This is a genomic window from Geobacillus sp. YHL (assembly GCF_022341265.1).
In the GTDB taxonomy this organism is placed as follows: Bacteria; Bacillota; Bacilli; order Bacillales; family Anoxybacillaceae; genus Geobacillus; species Geobacillus thermoleovorans.
The window spans coordinates 37,353-54,022 of sequence record NZ_JAEIGB010000015.1; the positions used below are offsets into that span (position 1 = coordinate 37,353).

A 16,670-nucleotide genomic window follows, 5' to 3' on the forward strand; every position below is an offset into this window, starting at 1 on the left:
TAACATATCCTTGACGGAAAAGCGGTTTGTCCATTTTCGACTGTCGGAGGCAAGCCACAGGCTTGCCTCCGTCACGCCAAGGCGTGACGGAGGATCGAACAACCGCCTGCTTCACAGACCCATATATGGGTCTTTAAGCGGTGTTGTTCGGTCGTCCGACAGTCGATCAAATACTCGGTAAAAGCTGCAAATGGTAAAGCTTCAAATTGCATCGATACAGATTGCCAATGGACGAAAACCGATGGACGTCACAGAAAGGGGAGCGAACGATGAAAATCGAACGGATCCGAGGCGGCGTCTCGCTGCGGCGCACGATTGAAAGCGGAACGGAGGAGCAGCGGCGCGCGGTGCTTGATATCATCGCCAATGTGCGCGACCGCGGCGATGCGGCGCTGAAAGAATATACGGAACGGTTTGACGGCGTCAAGCTGGATTCGCTCAAGGTGACGGAAGCGGAACTGGAGCGGGCGCATGCGGCGATGGACGCGGAGATGCTGGAGATCATTCGCCAAGCGGCGGCCAACATTCGCGCCTATCATGAGCGGCAAAAGCGCGAATCATGGTGGATGACGAAAGAAGACGGCACCATTCTCGGACAAAAGGTGACGCCGCTCGATGCGGTCGGGTTGTACGTGCCAGGCGGGACGGCCGCTTACCCGTCGTCTGTGCTCATGAACGTCATTCCCGCACAAGTGGCGGGAGTGAATCGGATTGTCATCACCTCGCCGCCAAACCAAGACGGCACGCTCCCGGCTGGGGTGCTGGCCGCCGCCTATGAACTCGGCGTGACGGAAATTTACAAAGTCGGCGGCGCGCAGGCGATCGCCGCGCTTGCTTACGGGACGGAAACGATCCGGCCGGTTGACAAAATTTTCGGGCCGGGCAATATTTATGTGGCATTGGCGAAGCGGGAAGTGTTCGGGCATGTGGCGATCGACATGATCGCAGGGCCGAGCGAAATTGTTGTGCTGGCGGATGAAACGGCCCGACCGGATGAGATTGCGGCCGATTTGTTGTCGCAAGCCGAGCATGACGTGCGGGCGTCGGCCATTTTGGTGACGCCGTCGATGAAATTGGCGCTGGCGGTGGCGAGTGAAGTCGAACGGCAGCTTGAAACGCTGCCGCGCCGCGGCATCGCCCAAGCGGCGCTTGAGCACTATGGCGCCATTTACGTCACCGAGACGCTTGAGGAAGCGGTCGATGTTGTGAACGAACTGGCGCCGGAGCATTTGGAAGTGATGACGGCCGAACCACTCGCGCTATTAGGGAAGCTCCGCCATGCAGGGGCGATGTTTTTCGGCCGCTTCAGCTCCGAGCCGGTCGGCGACTATTTCGCCGGGCCGAACCACGTGCTGCCGACGAACGGTACGGCAAGGTTTTCAAGCGGCTTGAGCGTTGATGAGTTTGTGAAAAAATCAAGCGTGATCGTTTACAGCGATGCGGCATTGGCACAACACGGCGGCAAAATCGCCGCGTTTGCCCGCCTCGAGGGGCTCGAGGCGCACGCGCGCGCCGTTGAGATGCGGCTGAAGAAGGGGGAATGAACGATGGCAAGGGAAGCGACGGTCACGAGAACGACGAACGAGACGAGCATTGAGCTGCGTTTGGCGATTGATGGCGAAGGAAAAGCTGAACTGGAAACGGGCGTGCCGTTTTTGACCCATATGCTCGATTTGTTCGCCAAGCACGGCCAGTTCGATTTGCACATTGAGGCCAAAGGCGACACGCATATTGACGACCACCATACGACGGAAGACATCGGCATTTGCCTCGGGCAGGCGATCAAGGAAGCGCTTGGCGACAAAAAAGGAATCAAGCGGTACGGCAACGCGTTTGTGCCGATGGATGACGCCTTGGCGCAAGTTGTGATCGACTTGAGCAATCGCCCGCATTTTGAGTTTCGCGGCGAGTTTCCGGCAGCGAAAGTCGGCGCGTTTGATGTCGAACTCGTGCATGAGTTTTTATGGAAACTGGCGCTTGAAGCGCGGATGAACTTGCATGTCATCGTCCATTACGGGCGCAATACGCACCATATGGTCGAAGCGGTGTTTAAGGCGCTCGGGCGGGCGCTCGATGAAGCAACGATGATCGACCCGCGCGTCAAAGGCGTTCCGTCGACAAAAGGGATGCTGTAGCCGATGGAGTGGGGCGCCCCGTGGGGAAAGAGTTCCGCGGGCGCAGGAAAGGCGGTCGGATCGAGGCAGCGCTTCCTGCGGGAAAAGCTCCATGGATGCAGGAAAGGCGACCGGATGCCAAGGAGAGTCTGCACATGGAAGGAGCGCCGTAAAAAAGCATGCCGCCATACCGTTGTTCATTGAACAAGGGGATGGGCATGGATCAGGGAAGAAAGGAATGGGATGACGATGATCGGGATCATCGACTATGGCATGGGCAACTTATACAGCGTCAGCAAAGCGCTCGAGCGGCTCGGCTGTCCGTATGTCCTAAGCGGCGACAAAGAGGAGCTCGAGCAGGCGCGCGGGCTGATTTTGCCCGGTGTCGGCTCGTTTCGCGATGCGATGCACATTTTAAATGAGACAGGCCTAGCTGCTTTCATCCGTTCGGCGGTTGAAAACGGCACGCCGCTGCTCGGCATTTGTTTAGGGATGCAGCTGTTGTTTGACGAAAGCGAAGAAAACGGGCCGACAAAAGGGCTTGGCTTGCTTCGCGGCCGCGTCGTCCGTTTTCCGGGCGTCACGAAAACCGGCGAGCCATACAAAGTGCCGCACATGGGCTGGAACCGGCTCCGCTTTCATCGTCCGTCGCCGCTCCTTCGTGGCGTCGAGGAAGGGCATGTCTATTTTGTCCATTCGTATTATGTCATTCCAGGGGATGAGGACGTCGTGCTCGCGAGCAGTGAATATGACGTTGATGTTCCGGCGATCGTCGGGCGCGGCTGTGTGTTTGGCACACAGTTTCATCCGGAAAAAAGCGGTGCGGTCGGCATGAGCATCTTGAACAATTATGTCGGCATCGCCACGGGAAGGGGGAACGGCTGATGGCGGCGTTTACGATTTATCCGGCGGTCGATATGCGCGGCGGCAAGTGCGTCCGCCTGCTGCAAGGCGATTACAACAAAGAAACGGTGTACGGCGATTCGCCGGTCGCGATGGCCGAGCAATTCGCCGCTCAAGGGGCGGAGTGGATTCATATGGTCGATTTGGACGGAGCGAAAGAAGGGCGCCGCGTCAACGACCGGTTTGTCATTGAAGCGGCCCGTCGTCTTTCCGTCCATGTGCAAGTGGGCGGCGGCATCCGGACGGAAGAGGATATCGTGCATTATTTAGAAAATGGGGTCGCCCGCGTCATTTTAGGAAGTGCGGCCATTTCCGACCCGCCGTTTGTGAAAAAGATGCTCCAAAAATACGGCCGCCGCATCGTGATTGGCATTGACGCCCGCGACGGCTTCGTGGCGACGGAAGGGTGGCTTGCGACGTCGAACGTCAAGGCGGAAGAGCTCGGGCGGATGCTCGCTGAGGCGGGGGCGGAGACGTTTATTTTCACCGATATTGCGACCGATGGCACGCTGTCGGGCCCGAACATCGCCGCCGCGGTCCGGTTGGCCGAGGCGACGGGAAAAGAAGTGATCGCTTCTGGCGGCGTCAGCTCGCTTGACGATTTGCGCGCGCTCTGCCAATATGCTGGACAAGGCATCGGCGGCGCGATCGTCGGCAAGGCGCTTTATACGAATCAGTTTACGCTCGCGGAAGCGCTCAAGGCGGTGAACGAGCGATGATCACGAAGCGCATCATCCCGTGCCTCGATGTGAAAGACGGGCGCGTCGTCAAAGGAGTGCAATTTGTCCAGCTGCGCGATGCCGGCGATCCGGTGGAGCTCGCGAAGGCGTACGATGAGCAAGGGGCGGACGAGCTCGTGTTTTTGGACATTTCCGCTTCCCATGAAGGGCGGAAAACGATGGTCGATGTCGTCGAGCGCGTCGCCGCCCAGCTAGCGATTCCGTTTACGGTCGGCGGCGGCATCCACTCGCTTGAGGATATGAAGCGGATGCTTCGCGCCGGGGCCGACAAAGTGTCGCTCAACACCGCCGCGGTGCTCCATCCGACCTTGATCACCGAAGGGGCGGACTTTTTCGGCTCGCAATGCATCGTCGTCGCCATTGACGCGAAATACGATGAAACGCTTGGTTCATGGCGCGTCTATACGCACGGCGGCCGCAACGCCACGAACTGGGAAGTCGTCGCTTGGGCGCAGGAAGCGGTCCGTCTTGGCGCCGGGGAGATTTTGCTGACGAGCATGGACGCGGACGGCGGCAAAAACGGTTTTGATATTGAGTTGACGCGCAAAGTGAGCGAAGCGGTCTCGGTTCCGGTCATCGCCTCGGGCGGCGCCGGCAAGGCGGAGCATTTCCTCGAAGCTTTCGAAAAAGGGAAAGCAGACGCGGCGCTCGCGGCATCGATTTTCCATTACAAAGAAACGTCAGTCGGACAAGTGAAAGCGTACTTGAAAGAAAAAGGGGTGAACGTGCGATGACGGCGGACATTCGCTTTGATGAAAAAGGGCTTGTACCTGCCATCGTCCAAGATGCGCAAAGCAAGGAAGTGCTCACGCTTGCCTATATGAACAAAGAGTCGCTTAAAAAAACGCTGGAGACCGGAGAAACATGGTTTTACAGCCGCTCGCGCCAAGAACTATGGCATAAAGGGGCGACATCTGGAAACGTGCAGCGCGTTGTCGACATCCGCTACGACTGCGACGCCGACGCCCTGCTCGTTCTCGTCGAGCCGGCCGGCCCGGCTTGCCATACCGGGTCGTATTCCTGTTTTTCCCGCTCGCTGGACGGCGCGGCGCGCACGCCGGCGGCCGACCGGTTCGCGATTTTGCATGAGCTTGAACAAATCATCGCCCAGCGCGACGCCGAACGGCCGGAAGGGTCGTACACGACGTACTTGTTTGAAAAAGGCGTCGATAAAATTTTGAAGAAAGTCGGCGAAGAAGCGGCGGAAGTCATCATCGCGGCGAAAAACCGGAGCCATGACGAATTGAAATGGGAAGCGGCCGACTTGTTGTACCATTTGCTTGTACTGTTGCGCGAACAAAAGCTGCCGCTTGACGCGGTGCTTGCGACGCTTGCCGAGCGGCACGCGCAAAAGGTGGAAGCGAGCGACAAAAAATAACAAGATGGTTAGGTGAGAAAAAGGAACGTCTGCCATCGCGCCGGCGTTCCTTTTTTGCACGGAAAAACCGCATTCCTAAAGTTTCTTGCTTGTTTTCGCCGCCGATATGGTATACTGTTGTTCGACGAATTTTACGGACGACGGAGGACAGAATGGGAAAACAACTGAAGCGATCATCACGAAAAGCGACGATTGTACCGTTCATTCAAAGCGGAGATTACTTTTTTAAAAAAGGAATGAAAGCATACGACCGAGGCGATTTGGAAAAGGCGAGGAAATATTTTGAGCGCGCCGTCCGTTTGGATGAGCGCGACGCCTCATTCGCCTTGCAGCTTGCCCTTGTGCTGTCGGAGCTTGGTGAATATCAATTTTCCAATCAATGGCTGTTCAAAATTATCCATGATTTGGACGAAACGATGTACGACTGTTTGTATTTTTTGGCGAACAATTTCGCCTGCCTCGGCTTGTTTCGTGAAGCAAGGCAATACGCGGAGCGTTATTTGGCGCATGAGCCGGCCGGAGAGTTTGCCGACGATGCCGCTGACTTGCTTGAGCTGCTTCGGCTCGATGGCTCGGAATGGACGGAAGAAGAGGAGCAGCTGATGGTGCTGGAGGATCGGGCCCGCCGTTTGCTTGAGGAGGAGCGGTTTGCGGAAGCGATTGAAGCGCTTGAAGCGCTCGTCGTGCGCTATCCGGACGTTTGGTCGGCGCATAACAATTTGGCGCTTGCTTATTTTTACAGCGGCGATGTCGACAAAGCGAAACAGAAAGTGCGTGAAGTGCTCAAACGCGATCCCGGCAATTTGCATGCGCTTTGCAACGCGCTTGTCTTCGCCTATTACTTGCGTGAGGAAGAACAGGCGGCCGCGCTTTGCGAGACGCTGGCCGGTTTGTATCCGTTTTTTCGCGAGCATCAATACAAGCTCGGGGCGACATTCGCGCTTGTTGGGCGGTTCGATTTGGCGTTCCGTTGGCTGCACCGTTTGTATAAACAAGGCTTTGGCGGTGATGGGCCATTTTATTATTGGCTCGCTTGCGCTGCCTACTATACTGGCCATGAGCCGCTCGCTCGGCAAATGTGGGAGGTGCTTGCCACCCTCCATCCCGAAAAACGGGGTGAGGAGCCGTGGGCCGTTTCAGCGCCGGTGGATGAGGCGCTTATCCGCTTGATGGCTTGGCTGGAGGGCGACGAGCTGGCCGACCGTCTGTACGGATTGTACTTGTTCAGCCGCTCGCCGCAGGCGAAAGAGCCATCGATGTCGCTTGCGGTATGCCGCCTCTTGCCGTCTGATCCCCGTCTGCGCCCGTTTATCGACTGCTTTTTGTTCGGCTTAACCGACGGCCCGTCCGCTTGGGCGGCGAACATCGGCCGCATGGTCGATGCGCTTTCGGCGCATAATGAGGAAAAGGAAGCGCTCTGCCGCTTCGCCTTCGCGATGGCCGTCCATCCGTCGGCTGATCGCGAGCCATTTGCGAACGGAGCCGCGTGGGCGGCGGCGATCGAATACATGTGGCGCCGACAGCAAGGAGAGCGTGTGACGCAAAGAGAGATGGCGGCCAAATACGGCGTTTCGGCGTCGACGGTGCAAAAATACGTGCAAAAAGCGCGCCGGCTCTATACATGAGCAAATCAATAGACAGGGCGAATCGACTTCTATACGATGAAAATGGAATGATTCTCAAGCGAGGGAGTGGACGGTGTGGCAGACGAAAAAATTTACGATGTCATTATTGCCGGAGCCGGGCCGGCTGGGCTGACGGCGGCTGTCTATACATCGCGCGCCAATTTGTCGACGCTGATGATCGAGCGCGGCGTTCCGGGCGGGCAGATGGTCAACACTGAGGAAGTCGAGAACTATCCTGGCTTTGAAACGATTTTAGGCCCGGAATTGGCGGCGAAAATGTTTGAGCATGCGAAAAAATTCGGCGCGGAGTACGCATACGGCGATGTGAAAGAAATCATCGACGGCGAGGCGTACAAAACGGTCATCGTCGGCGATAAAGAGTACAAGGCCCGCGCGGTCATCATCGCCACCGGAGCGGAATATAAAAAACTCGGTGTACCGGGTGAAGCGGAGCTCGGCGGCCGCGGCGTTTCGTACTGTGCGGTGTGCGACGGGGCGTTTTTCAAAGGAAAAGATTTGGTCGTCGTGGGTGGGGGCGACTCGGCGGTCGAAGAGGGCGTTTATTTGACGCGGTTTGCCAATAAAGTGACGATCGTTCACCGCCGCGACAAGCTGCGGGCGCAAAAAATTTTGCAAGACCGGGCGTTCGCCAATGAAAAAATTGATTTCATCTGGAACCATACGGTGAAACAAATCAACGAAAAGGACGGAAAAGTCGGCAGCGTGACGCTTGTGCATACGCAAACAGGCGAGGAACGCGAATTTCCGTGCGACGGCGTTTTCATTTACATCGGGATGGTGCCGCTCTCGAAGCCGTTTGCCAATCTTGGCATCACGAATGAAAACGGCTATATCGTCACGAACGAAAAGATGGAGACGAAAGTGCCGGGCATTTTCGCCGCCGGTGATGTGCGGGAAAAAACGCTCCGGCAAATCGTGACGGCTACCGGCGACGGCAGCATCGCCGCGCAAAGCGCCCAGCATTACGTTGAGGAACTGAAAGAAAAGCTCAATAAGCAAGGGGTCAGCTGATCCGGTAACCAAATCGCAATCAAATCGTAATGGTTATTTAACCCAGATGTAACACGGGCGCAACACATTTGTCGTATGCTATAAGTAAGTAATTGACCCCCTTTTATATAGATCCTTTTTGGCGCGGGCGTTTGTCCGCGTCTCTTTTTTCTTTGCCTGCGCGCTTGCATCCTGCCGCCCCGCTCGAAACGGCGGGGGATGGCGTCTTTCGGCTGGAAGCGGAATGTTGGGCCCCGAGGTTTTTGCAGACGGGAAGCGGACGGTTTCCAGCGGTTTGAAGGTGGAGCGGCCTAACTATTTATGGTAAAATAAAAATGATTATGTGCGTGTTTGCGGATGGTTGGGGTGAACGAATTGCAACGGGTGACAAACTGCGTATTATATAAAGACGGCCAAGTGCTGCTGTTGCAAAAGCCGAGGCGCGGCTGGTGGGTCGCTCCGGGCGGGAAAATGGAGCCCGGCGAGACGGTGCGTGAAGCATGCATTCGTGAATACCGGGAAGAGACGGGCATTTATTTGAAAAATCCAGAGCTGAAAGGCGTCTTTACGATCGTGATGAAAAATGGGAATGAAACGGTGTCGGAGTGGATGATGTTTACGTTTTTCGCCGACGACTTCATTGGTGAAAACGTGCCGTCTTCCGAAGAAGGGACGCTTGCTTGGCATCAGGTGGAGACGCTTTCGACGCTGCCGATGGCCCCTGGAGACTATCATATTTTGGATTACGCCTTGAAAGGCAAAGGGGTCATGTACGGGGTGTTTGTCTATACAGAGGAATTCGAGCTGCTTTCATATCGGCTCGATCCGAGCTGATGGAGAGGAGGGGCGGAGATGGGACAAAACGGGGCGCTGCAGCCGATTCAGCTCGTCATCATCACCGGTATGTCCGGCGCGGGAAAGACGGTGGCGATTCAAAGCTTCGAAGACCTCGGCTTTTTTTGTATTGACAACTTGCCGCCGACGCTGCTGCCGAAATTTTTGGAGCTCGTCAAAGAATCCGGGAATAAAATGAACAAAGTCGCCCTTGTCATGGATTTGCGCAGCCGCGACTTTTTCGATCATTTGTTCGCCGCGCTCGATGAGCTGGGTGAGCAAGCGTGGGTCGTCCCCCAGGTGTTGTTCTTGGACGCCCAAGATTCGACGTTGGTGGCCCGCTACAAAGAAACGCGGCGGACGCATCCGCTTGCGCCGAACGAGCCCCCGCTTGAAGGAATCCGTTTGGAGCGGAAGCTGCTCGAAGAACTGAAAGGGCGGGCGCAGATCATTTACGATACGACGGGGCTCAAGCCGCGCGAGCTGCGGGAGAAAATCATCCGCCAGTTCTCATCGCACGCTCAATCCGGGTTTACCATCAACGTCATGTCGTTTGGGTTTAAGTACGGCATTCCAATTGATGCAGATTTGGTGTTTGACGTCCGCTTTTTGCCGAACCCGCATTACATTGAACATATGCGTCCGAAAACCGGGTTGGATGACGACGTATCGTCCTACGTGCTCAAGTGGGGGGAAACGCAAAAGTTTTTGGAAAAGCTCATTGATTTGTTGTCGTTTATGTTGCCGTATTACCAGCGAGAAGGAAAAAGCCAGCTGGTGATCGCCATCGGCTGCACGGGCGGCCAGCACCGTTCGGTGGCGCTCGCAGAATATATCGCCCGCCATTTTTCGGCCGACTATAAAACTGTTGTCTCGCACCGGGACATGGAGAGGAGAAAGGACATACACCGATGAGGAACGAACGAGCAACGAAACTGGTCGTCATCGGCGGCGGCACCGGGCTTCCCGTGCTGCTGAGGGGGCTGAAGCAGCATGAATTGGATTTGACCGCCATTGTCACCGTCGCCGATGATGGAGGGAGTTCCGGGCGGCTGCGCGATGAGCTGCACATTCCGCCGCCCGGGGATGTCCGCAACGTATTGGCCGCGCTGTCTGACGTCGAACCGCTCATTGTCGAGCTGTTCCAGCACCGTTTTCAAAACGGCAACGGCTTATCCGGCCATTCGCTCGGCAATTTGATTTTGGCGGCGCTCACATCGATCACCGGCGACTTTGTGAAAGCGATCCGTGAGATGAGCAAAGTGTTGAACGTGCGCGGCCAGGTGCTGCCGGCAGCGAACAAGAGCGTCGTTTTGCACGCGGAGATGGAAGACGGTTCCATCATCTCTGGCGAGTCAAAAATCCCGAGTGCGGGAAAAAAAATTAAGAGGGTGTTTTTAACGCCGGAAGACATTGAGCCGCTGCCGGAGACGGTTGATGCCATCCGCCGCGCCGATTTGATTGTCATCGGGCCGGGCAGCCTATACACAAGCATCTTGCCGAATTTGCTCGTGCCGAAAATCGGGCAGGAAGTATGCAAGGCGAAGGCGAAAAAAGTATATATATGCAACATTATGACTCAGGCCGGCGAGACGCCGCACTATACGGTGAGCGACCATGTGGAGGCGCTTCATGCTCATCTTGGCGGCCCGTTTTTGGACGCGGTGATCATCAACAGCGGAGCGATCCCGGAAGCGATCCGCCGCCGCTACGAGGCGGAGCGGGCCGAGCCGGTGCGTGACGACAGCAGCGGGCTTTCGTTGCAAGTCATCCGCGACGATATTGTCACGTACGAGGATGGGGTCATTCGCCATAATACGGCGAAAGTCGCCGCCCTTCTTCTCGGGCTTCTCCCTCACCGTTAAAGGCGGGACCCGAGTAGGCCGCAAAGCGCCATTATGGGCGGTGATGCTCCCGGTGGCCGCGCCGAAAGTCAGGCACCTCCAACCGGCCGGATGCGGGGAACGAATGGAGGTGGAGCGATCGTGTCTTTTGCATCGGAAACGAAAAAGGAATTGACCCATTTAGAGGTGAAGCCTTGCTGCTTGCGCGCGGAGCTGTCGGCGCTTTTGCGCATGAACGGTTCACTGTCGTTTTCCGGCGGGCGAATGGCCATCGATGTCCAGACGGAAAATGCGGCGATCGCTCGGCGCATTTATACGTTATTGAAAAAGGGCTACGATGTCGCCGTCGAGCTGTTTGTCCGCAAGAAAATGCGCTTGAAAAAAAACAACGTCTACATCGTCCGCGTGACCGACGGTGCGGCCTCTTTGCTTCGTGAACTTCACATTGTCAACGGCGATTTTTCGCTCATCCATGACATTTCCCCGGAGCTCGTCAAGAAAAAATGCTGCAAGCGCTCGTATTTGCGCGGCGCGTTTTTGGCTGGCGGTTCGGTCAACAACCCGGAGACGTCGTCTTACCATTTGGAGATTTTTTCGCTGTATGAGGAGCATAACCGGGCGTTATGCGAATTGATGAACAGCCACTTTTTTTTAAATGCGAAAACGTTGGAACGGAAAAAGGGGTTTATTACGTATTTAAAAGAGGCGGAAAAAATCGCCGAGTTTTTGAACATCATCGGCGCCCATCAAGCGCTGCTCCGCTTTGAGGACATTCGCATCGTCCGCGATATGCGCAACTCGGTCAACCGGCTTGTCAATTGCGAAACCGCCAATTTGAACAAAACGATCGGCGCTGCGCTTCGCCAGGTGGAGAACATCCGCTACATCGACGAGACGATCGGCCTTGATTCACTGCCGGCCAAGCTGCGGGAAATCGCGAAACTTCGCATCGAGCATCAAGACGTGACGCTGAAAGAGCTCGGGGAGATGGTTGCCGGTGGAAAAATCAGCAAATCCGGCATCAACCACCGGCTGCGCAAAATTGATGAGATCGCGGAGCGGCTGCGGGCTGGAAAGCCGGTCGATTTCCATAAATCGCTGTAAAGGGGAGATGGAGAATGGTGGAAAAACAAGTGGAAGTGAAATTAAAAACCGGGCTGCAGGCGCGCCCGGCGGCGTTGTTTGTCCAAGAAGCGAACCGTTTTTCCGCTGATGTGTTTTTGGAAAAAGACGGAAAACGGGTCAACGCGAAAAGCATTATGGGCTTGATGAGCCTCGCCATCGGCCATGGAGCGGTGATCACGCTCATTGCCGACGGTCCGGATGAGCAAGAAGCGATCGAAAAGCTCGCCGCCTATGTGCAAAAGGAAAAGTAAAGCAGCGTGTGGGGCTGGCGGGGAAAGGAATGGAAAAGGCTGCTCCGTTTTTGTCGGAAGCAGCCTTTTTTCGTCAATGTCGGTGCAGGCGCAGCTCTATAGCGGTTCTGCCAACGTGTGCATGCCTTATTTTTCATCAGCGCGCGTCAGCACGCGGTCAATGATGCCGTATTCCATCGCTTTTTGCGCGGTCATAAAGTTGTCGCGGTCCGTATCGCGCTCGATCACTTCGATCGGCTGGCCGGTGTTTTCCGATAAAATGCGGTTCAATTTGTCGCGCAAGAACAAAATGCGCTTCGCTGCGATTTCGATTTCCGTCGCTTGCCCTTGGGCGCCGCCGAGCGGTTGGTGGATCATGATTTCACTGTTTGGCAAGGCGAACCGTTTCCCTTTCGCACCGGCGGCAAGCAAAAACGCCCCCATGGAAGCGGCCATGCCGATGCAAATCGTCGATACGTCCGGTTTGATGAACTGCATCGTGTCGTAAATCGCCAGGCCAGCTGTGATCGAGCCGCCCGGGCTGTTGATGTACAAGGAAATATCTTTGTCCGGGTCTTCCGCCGCCAAAAACAGCAGCTGCGACACGATCGAGTTGGCCACTTGGTCGTCGATCGGGCTGCCAAGGAACACGATTCGGTCTTTCAATAAGCGCGAATAAATGTCGTACGCCCGCTCCCCGCGGTTCGTCTGTTCAATGACAGTCGGAATCAAATACATCAAAAACGCCTCCTTTTCCATCCTAATGGATCAATATGTACGCTTTAATCATACAGGCATGGTCAATGAAGGTCAAACAAAACGACCTTCCCCATCCTTTATAACATATTCGCGGCTGGCGGCAAACATCCCTTTTTTCATCATAACCGCTTTTTCGTTTTTTTAACCTGTTGCCCCGTTGATGGGGGAAGGAACAAAGGTGCAATTTTTCCTGCTTTTGATGGCATTTTTCCTCTTGCATTTTTGCGCGATCCTGCTATAATAGAACATGCGACGGAACGAAATAGAGAAATCATGAACTTCCATGCCCTCGTAGTGTAGTGGATAGCACGAGAGATTCCGGTTCTCTTAGCGTGGGTTCGAATCCTGCCGAGGGCGCTACTTGTATCCGACCTGTTCGGATCGGAATTCCTAAACTCCTTGATACGACCGCGTTTGCGGTCGTTTTTCATTTTTGGGGAATCCCGAAAAAAACGATAGAATCCGAAAAAATTTTGCACGAATTTTGCACGGCTATTTGGTACGATCCAGTTCCGCCATCGCGAGATCGACCTGCCGAGATTCTTTTTGTTCCATTTCATCTAAAACGTGCGAATAAGTCTGCAAAGTGGTTACAATATCTTTATGACCCAGTCGTCGTGAAACGTATTTGATATTCACTCCTTTATACAAGAGCATGGATGCGTGAGTATGCCGGAGCCCGTGACAAGTGATCGTTTTAATCCCGATTTTTTTGCATAATGCTCGCAACGTTTTATTGACCGCGTTATTTGTCACAATTTCCATTTTTGAATTGATAAACACTAAATTTTTCGTGTTTCTCAATCCAGTTTTCATAGCTAATTCGTTTTGATGTTTTCGGAGTTCTTTGAGCATATTCAACGTCTCATCGTCAATTGTAATCGTTCGTTTAGAATCGAACGTCTTCGTATCGCTAAAATCGTTTTTATCCTTGAAGTCCCACGTTTTATTGATAGTGACCGTTTTGTTTTTAAAATCAACGCAATCCCATGTCAGACCCATAATTTCGGAGAATCGTGCGCCGGTGGCAATCGCAAATAAAATGATGTATCGAGAAATATATCTTGGTTTCATGTCTTTCTTGATTTCAGCCACCAATTTCTTAACCTCATCAAAGTTTAGGTATTTTAATTCCTCCGATTTTGTCTCCACTTCCCCTTTGATAATCACTTTATACGTCGGATCCCGAGTAATGATCCCGTCCTCGATCGCGTCCCGGAGACATGACTTGATATAAGTATGCCTTTTCTGAACCGTAGCTGTTGAGTGGTTTTTGCTGATTTCATTAATAAATTTTTGATACATATCGCGCGTTAAGTCTTTCAATTTCACTCCTGCGAAGTGTTCTTCGACCAGCCGGACGGATAATTCAATGTTTCTTTCGTGCGCCAAGCTGTATTTCCCTTTTTTATATCTCACATTTCGCACCCTTCCGACGAAAATCGGGAGGATTTTTTGTTCCGATGTCGAATGAATCCTTGACACACAAGGAATGTAAAGGAGTTTTTCTCTCATGAATGTGAAAGTCAAAGGGGTCTATCGTAATGATTATTTGAATATAATAAGTGTTCTAGTCAAAAAGCTGGACATCCCCCGCTTGATTGACCATCTTGTACCCGTCGATCCACAGTGCCAAACACGAGTCAGCGATGCCGTTCAGGCCATCCTTTACAATCTATTTGACGGCCGGCAAGCCCTGGTTCACTTAGAACGATGGGCTCAGGAGATCGATTTAGAGAAACTCATCCGTCCTGGTCTCCAACCTTCCTGGTTGAACGACGATGCCTTGGCTCGTCATCTCGACCGCTTGTATGAGGCCGATATTCACAACGTCATCAGCACTTGCTTGATTCATATTTATCGCAAAGAAGGCCTTTCCCTCCGAGTCTTTCATGCCGATACGACGGACAAGACGGTTTACGGAGCCTATGAATCGGCCTCGTTGGAGGCTCTGCAGATCACACATGGCTACAACCGCCATCATCGTTGGCAAAAACAGATCGGCTTTGGACTGGTCGGCAACGAGGACGGCATCCCGTTTTACGGCGATGTGCACGACGGCAATCGATCGGATAAGGCGTAGAATCCTGAGGTGCTGTCGCGGATCCACGAACAGTTCAAACAAGCCAAGATCGACGATGAATGGATTTACGTGGCCGATTCCGCCGCGATGACAAAAGACACCTTGGCGCAGACCAAAGCCGCCCGTGCCTTTTTGATCACCAGAGGCCCTTCATCGCTCCGGATCGTGAAACAGGCGCTCGCGGAGGCCGATTCGCCTCACATCCCGTGGAGCAAACCCTTTACCCTAGCGGAGAGAAACGGCGCCACGTATCGGGTATGGGAAACGGCCTCGACCTATGAAGGCCACTCGGTTCGGCTGATCGTCGTCGAATCGAGCGCCCTCGACCAGCGCAAAGGAAAGACGCTCGAAAAAGAGCGGGTCAAAGAAGCGGAGCTTCTTCACGAGGAACAAGTCCGTTGGGAGCGCCACCCCTTCTCCTGCCGCGAAGACGCCGAACAAGCCTTGACGTCCCTCAAGGCGTCCCTTCGCCCTCGGTTTCATCGAGTGGAGGCCGCGGTCGAAGAGATCGTGCGTCCGAAAAAACGGCGCGGACGGCCGAAAAAAGGGGCGGAGCCCGAGACGGAGACGCTGTACACCCTTCGCCTAAACGTCGAATTCGACCAACCGGCATGGGAACAGGCAAGATGGAAAGCGTCCCGGTTTGTCCTCGTCACGACCGTTCCGAAGGAATGGAAGGGCCAACAAATGGATGCCCAAGAGATCTTGAAGCTGTATAAAGGGCAAATCTCGGTGGAAATGAACTTCGCTTTTTTGAAAGACCCTTTTTTCACGGATGAGATTTATGTCAAAAAGCCAGAACGAGTTGCCGTATTGGGCTATCTATTTCTCTTGGCCTTGGCGATTTACCGCGTTTTTCAGCGCCGGGTGCGCCAGTTCATCACACCCGAACGTCCGTTAAAGGGCGCGGGAGGCCGCAAGCTGACCCGGCCAACCGGACAGGCGATTTTTCAGCTGTTTCAATATGTGAACGTCATCCTGCTGGAGCTGCCAGACGGGCGCATCCAACGCGCACTCGATCGCCCCCTCAACCCGGACCAGCGAAGGATTCTGCAGGGATTGGGCATGGATGAGAGCATCTACGTGTAACGTGATACGGAACGACCAGCGATGGTAAAAAAAGGGATTGCCATCGCTCGTTGTGTTGGTCAAAAAGTTATTCTGAAAAATGAAATAAAAAATCCTTCGTTTTGACCTTGTTAGGGTGCGAAATGTGAGTAAAATGAAGGCATTGGGTTTAATTTCAACGAGGGCGTTATACATGGGAAACGGCTGCGATGGCAGCCGTTTTTCGTGCTTGTCTCGAAATACCCGATCATCTCGATCGAAGACGGGCTCGATGAAAACGACTGGGAAGGGCATAAACTGCTGACCGAGCGGCTCGGCAAAAAAAGTGCAGCTCGTAAGCGACGACTTGTTCGTGACGAACACGAAAAAACTGGCCGAAGGCATTGAAAAAGGCGTCGGCAACTCGATTTTGATCAAAGTGAACCAAATCGGCACGCTGACGGAAACGTTCGATGCCATTGAGATGGCGAAGCGCGCCGGCTACACCGTCGTCTCGCACCGCTCCGGCGAAACGGAAGACAGCACGATCGCCGACATCGCCGTCGCCACCAACGCTGGCCAAATCAAAACGGGCGCACCGTCTCGCACCGACCGCGTCGCGAAATACAACCAATTGCTCCGCATTGAGGATGAACTCGGCCATACGGCGATTTACCAAGGTATCCGCTCGTTTTACAATTTGAAAAAATAACGGAGACAGGCGTCCCTAACGGAGGGGACGCCTGTCGTTTTGATAGAGGGACGAAAAAAAGAATTCACTGGCTCGCGGCGATCCAGACGTCTTGATGCATTCACGAAAGCTGCGCCTCTCCATAAAAATGAGATCGTCAAAGATAAAGTCAAGTGTCATCATTTGTAGAAAATGGTCGGATTTTTGCGAATAATTTTTGTTGTTCTTTTTATTTTTTTTTAGAATGGAGTTGCAAAAAAGAATTCGAAAGTTGGTGAAAAACAAT

Annotated in this window: 15 protein-coding genes, 1 tRNA gene and 2 pseudogenes; 16 read left to right on the plus strand and 2 right to left on the minus strand. The window is 54.1% G+C overall.

What is annotated here, in order from left to right; translation table 11 throughout:
* Nucleotides 1-269 precede the first annotated feature (269 nt).
* The 13 genes from hisD to JCR24_RS12690 all read left to right on the plus strand — a co-directional run bounded on the left by hisD (nucleotide 270) and on the right by JCR24_RS12690 (nucleotide 11,825).
* The gene (hisD, locus tag JCR24_RS12630; protein WP_238980746.1) at nucleotides 270-1,544 is read left to right on the plus strand and encodes a histidinol dehydrogenase; all 1,275 of its coding nucleotides are present in this window, start codon (nucleotides 270-272) and stop codon (nucleotides 1,542-1,544) included.
* A gap of 3 nt (nucleotides 1,545-1,547) precedes the next feature.
* Nucleotides 1,548-2,135 (plus strand): imidazoleglycerol-phosphate dehydratase HisB, encoded by a 588-nt coding sequence (gene hisB / locus JCR24_RS12635; RefSeq protein ID WP_238980747.1) that lies wholly within the window; start codon nucleotides 1,548-1,550, stop codon nucleotides 2,133-2,135.
* A gap of 222 nt (nucleotides 2,136-2,357) precedes the next feature.
* A complete protein-coding gene (gene hisH, locus JCR24_RS12640; RefSeq protein WP_015375792.1) occupies nucleotides 2,358-2,999 on the plus strand; it encodes an imidazole glycerol phosphate synthase subunit HisH in 642 nt (213 codons plus the stop codon).
* Nucleotides 2,999-3,736, plus strand: a complete 738-nt coding sequence (gene hisA / locus JCR24_RS12645; RefSeq protein ID WP_015375791.1) for a 1-(5-phosphoribosyl)-5-[(5-phosphoribosylamino)methylideneamino]imidazole-4-carboxamide isomerase — start codon at nucleotides 2,999-3,001, stop codon at nucleotides 3,734-3,736. Before hisH ends, hisA begins: the two co-directional genes overlap by 1 nt.
* Nucleotides 3,733-4,491, plus strand: coding sequence for an imidazole glycerol phosphate synthase subunit HisF (hisF, locus tag JCR24_RS12650; RefSeq protein WP_238980748.1), 759 nt, complete (start codon nucleotides 3,733-3,735; stop codon nucleotides 4,489-4,491). The genes hisA and hisF overlap by 4 nt, the downstream gene beginning before the upstream one ends.
* Nucleotides 4,488-5,135: a bifunctional phosphoribosyl-AMP cyclohydrolase/phosphoribosyl-ATP diphosphatase HisIE gene (hisIE, locus tag JCR24_RS12655; RefSeq protein WP_015375790.1), complete on the plus strand. Its 648-nt coding sequence runs from the start codon at nucleotides 4,488-4,490 to the stop codon at nucleotides 5,133-5,135. The genes hisF and hisIE overlap by 4 nt, the downstream gene beginning before the upstream one ends.
* A 152-nt stretch (nucleotides 5,136-5,287) precedes the next feature.
* Complete coding sequence (locus JCR24_RS12660; RefSeq protein WP_020279524.1) at nucleotides 5,288-6,760, plus strand: tetratricopeptide repeat protein; 1,473 nt, start codon at nucleotides 5,288-5,290, stop codon at nucleotides 6,758-6,760.
* 75 nt (nucleotides 6,761-6,835) lie between these two features.
* The gene (gene trxB / locus JCR24_RS12665; RefSeq protein ID WP_011232538.1) at nucleotides 6,836-7,792 is read left to right on the plus strand and encodes a thioredoxin-disulfide reductase; all 957 of its coding nucleotides are present in this window, start codon (nucleotides 6,836-6,838) and stop codon (nucleotides 7,790-7,792) included.
* A 336-nt stretch (nucleotides 7,793-8,128) separates the two neighbouring features.
* Complete coding sequence (locus JCR24_RS12670) at nucleotides 8,129-8,605, plus strand: NUDIX hydrolase (protein ID WP_014196721.1); 477 nt, start codon at nucleotides 8,129-8,131, stop codon at nucleotides 8,603-8,605.
* An 18-nt stretch (nucleotides 8,606-8,623) separates the two neighbouring features.
* A complete protein-coding gene (rapZ, locus tag JCR24_RS12675; protein ID WP_015375788.1) occupies nucleotides 8,624-9,520 on the plus strand; it encodes an RNase adapter RapZ in 897 nt (298 codons plus the stop codon).
* Nucleotides 9,517-10,470: a gluconeogenesis factor YvcK family protein gene (locus JCR24_RS12680; protein ID WP_238980749.1), complete on the plus strand. Its 954-nt coding sequence runs from the start codon at nucleotides 9,517-9,519 to the stop codon at nucleotides 10,468-10,470. Before rapZ ends, JCR24_RS12680 begins: the two co-directional genes overlap by 4 nt.
* A 120-nt stretch (nucleotides 10,471-10,590) precedes the next feature.
* A complete protein-coding gene (gene whiA / locus JCR24_RS12685; RefSeq protein ID WP_011232534.1) occupies nucleotides 10,591-11,553 on the plus strand; it encodes a DNA-binding protein WhiA in 963 nt (320 codons plus the stop codon).
* Between the two features lie 14 nt (nucleotides 11,554-11,567).
* Entirely contained in the window at nucleotides 11,568-11,825 is a 258-nt protein-coding gene (locus JCR24_RS12690) for an HPr family phosphocarrier protein (protein ID WP_011232533.1), read from the plus strand.
* A gap of 126 nt (nucleotides 11,826-11,951) precedes the next feature.
* Here the strand turns inward: JCR24_RS12690 and clpP are convergent, their stop codons facing one another.
* Nucleotides 11,952-12,542, minus strand: a complete 591-nt coding sequence (gene clpP, locus JCR24_RS12695) for an ATP-dependent Clp endopeptidase proteolytic subunit ClpP (RefSeq protein WP_011232532.1) — start codon at nucleotides 12,540-12,542, stop codon at nucleotides 11,952-11,954.
* 306 nt (nucleotides 12,543-12,848) lie between these two features.
* On the opposite strand from clpP, the gene JCR24_RS12700 reads away from it, so the two are divergent.
* Nucleotides 12,849-12,920, plus strand: a tRNA-Arg gene (locus JCR24_RS12700).
* Nucleotides 12,921-13,055: 135 nt separating this feature from the next.
* Here JCR24_RS12700 and JCR24_RS12705 read toward each other — a convergent pair.
* Entirely contained in the window at nucleotides 13,056-13,982 is a 927-nt protein-coding gene (locus JCR24_RS12705; RefSeq protein ID WP_050483858.1) for a tyrosine-type recombinase/integrase, read from the minus strand.
* Between the two features lie 94 nt (nucleotides 13,983-14,076).
* On the opposite strand from JCR24_RS12705, the pseudogene JCR24_RS12710 reads away from it, so the two are divergent.
* Nucleotides 14,077-15,735: pseudogene (locus JCR24_RS12710) on the plus strand (IS1634 family transposase).
* Nucleotides 15,736-15,939: 204 nt separating this feature from the next.
* Nucleotides 15,940-16,405, plus strand: a pseudogene (locus tag JCR24_RS12715) (phosphopyruvate hydratase family protein); the annotation flags it as partial.
* Nucleotides 16,406-16,670 lie beyond the last annotated feature (265 nt).

Excerpts from the sequence above, each read along its gene's own strand:
- hisD (WP_238980746.1), top strand. The coding sequence starts at position 270 with ATGAAAATCGAACGGATCCGAGGCGGCGTCTCGCTGCGGCGCACGATT.
- hisB (WP_238980747.1), top strand. The coding sequence starts at position 1,548 with ATGGCAAGGGAAGCGACGGTCACGAGAACGACGAACGAGACGAGCATT.
- hisH (WP_015375792.1), top strand. The coding sequence starts at position 2,358 with ATGACGATGATCGGGATCATCGACTATGGCATGGGCAACTTATACAGC.
- hisA (WP_015375791.1), top strand. The coding sequence starts at position 2,999 with ATGGCGGCGTTTACGATTTATCCGGCGGTCGATATGCGCGGCGGCAAG.
- hisF (WP_238980748.1), top strand. The coding sequence starts at position 3,733 with ATGATCACGAAGCGCATCATCCCGTGCCTCGATGTGAAAGACGGGCGC.
- hisIE (WP_015375790.1), top strand. The coding sequence starts at position 4,488 with ATGACGGCGGACATTCGCTTTGATGAAAAAGGGCTTGTACCTGCCATC.
- JCR24_RS12660 (WP_020279524.1), top strand. The coding sequence starts at position 5,288 with ATGGGAAAACAACTGAAGCGATCATCACGAAAAGCGACGATTGTACCG.
- JCR24_RS12670 (WP_014196721.1), top strand. The coding sequence starts at position 8,129 with ATGGTTGGGGTGAACGAATTGCAACGGGTGACAAACTGCGTATTATAT.
- rapZ (WP_015375788.1), top strand. The coding sequence starts at position 8,624 with ATGGGACAAAACGGGGCGCTGCAGCCGATTCAGCTCGTCATCATCACC.
- JCR24_RS12680 (WP_238980749.1), top strand. The coding sequence starts at position 9,517 with ATGAGGAACGAACGAGCAACGAAACTGGTCGTCATCGGCGGCGGCACC.
- JCR24_RS12690 (WP_011232533.1), top strand. The coding sequence starts at position 11,568 with ATGGTGGAAAAACAAGTGGAAGTGAAATTAAAAACCGGGCTGCAGGCG.
- clpP (WP_011232532.1), bottom strand. The coding sequence starts at position 12,542 with ATGTATTTGATTCCGACTGTCATTGAACAGACGAACCGCGGGGAGCGG.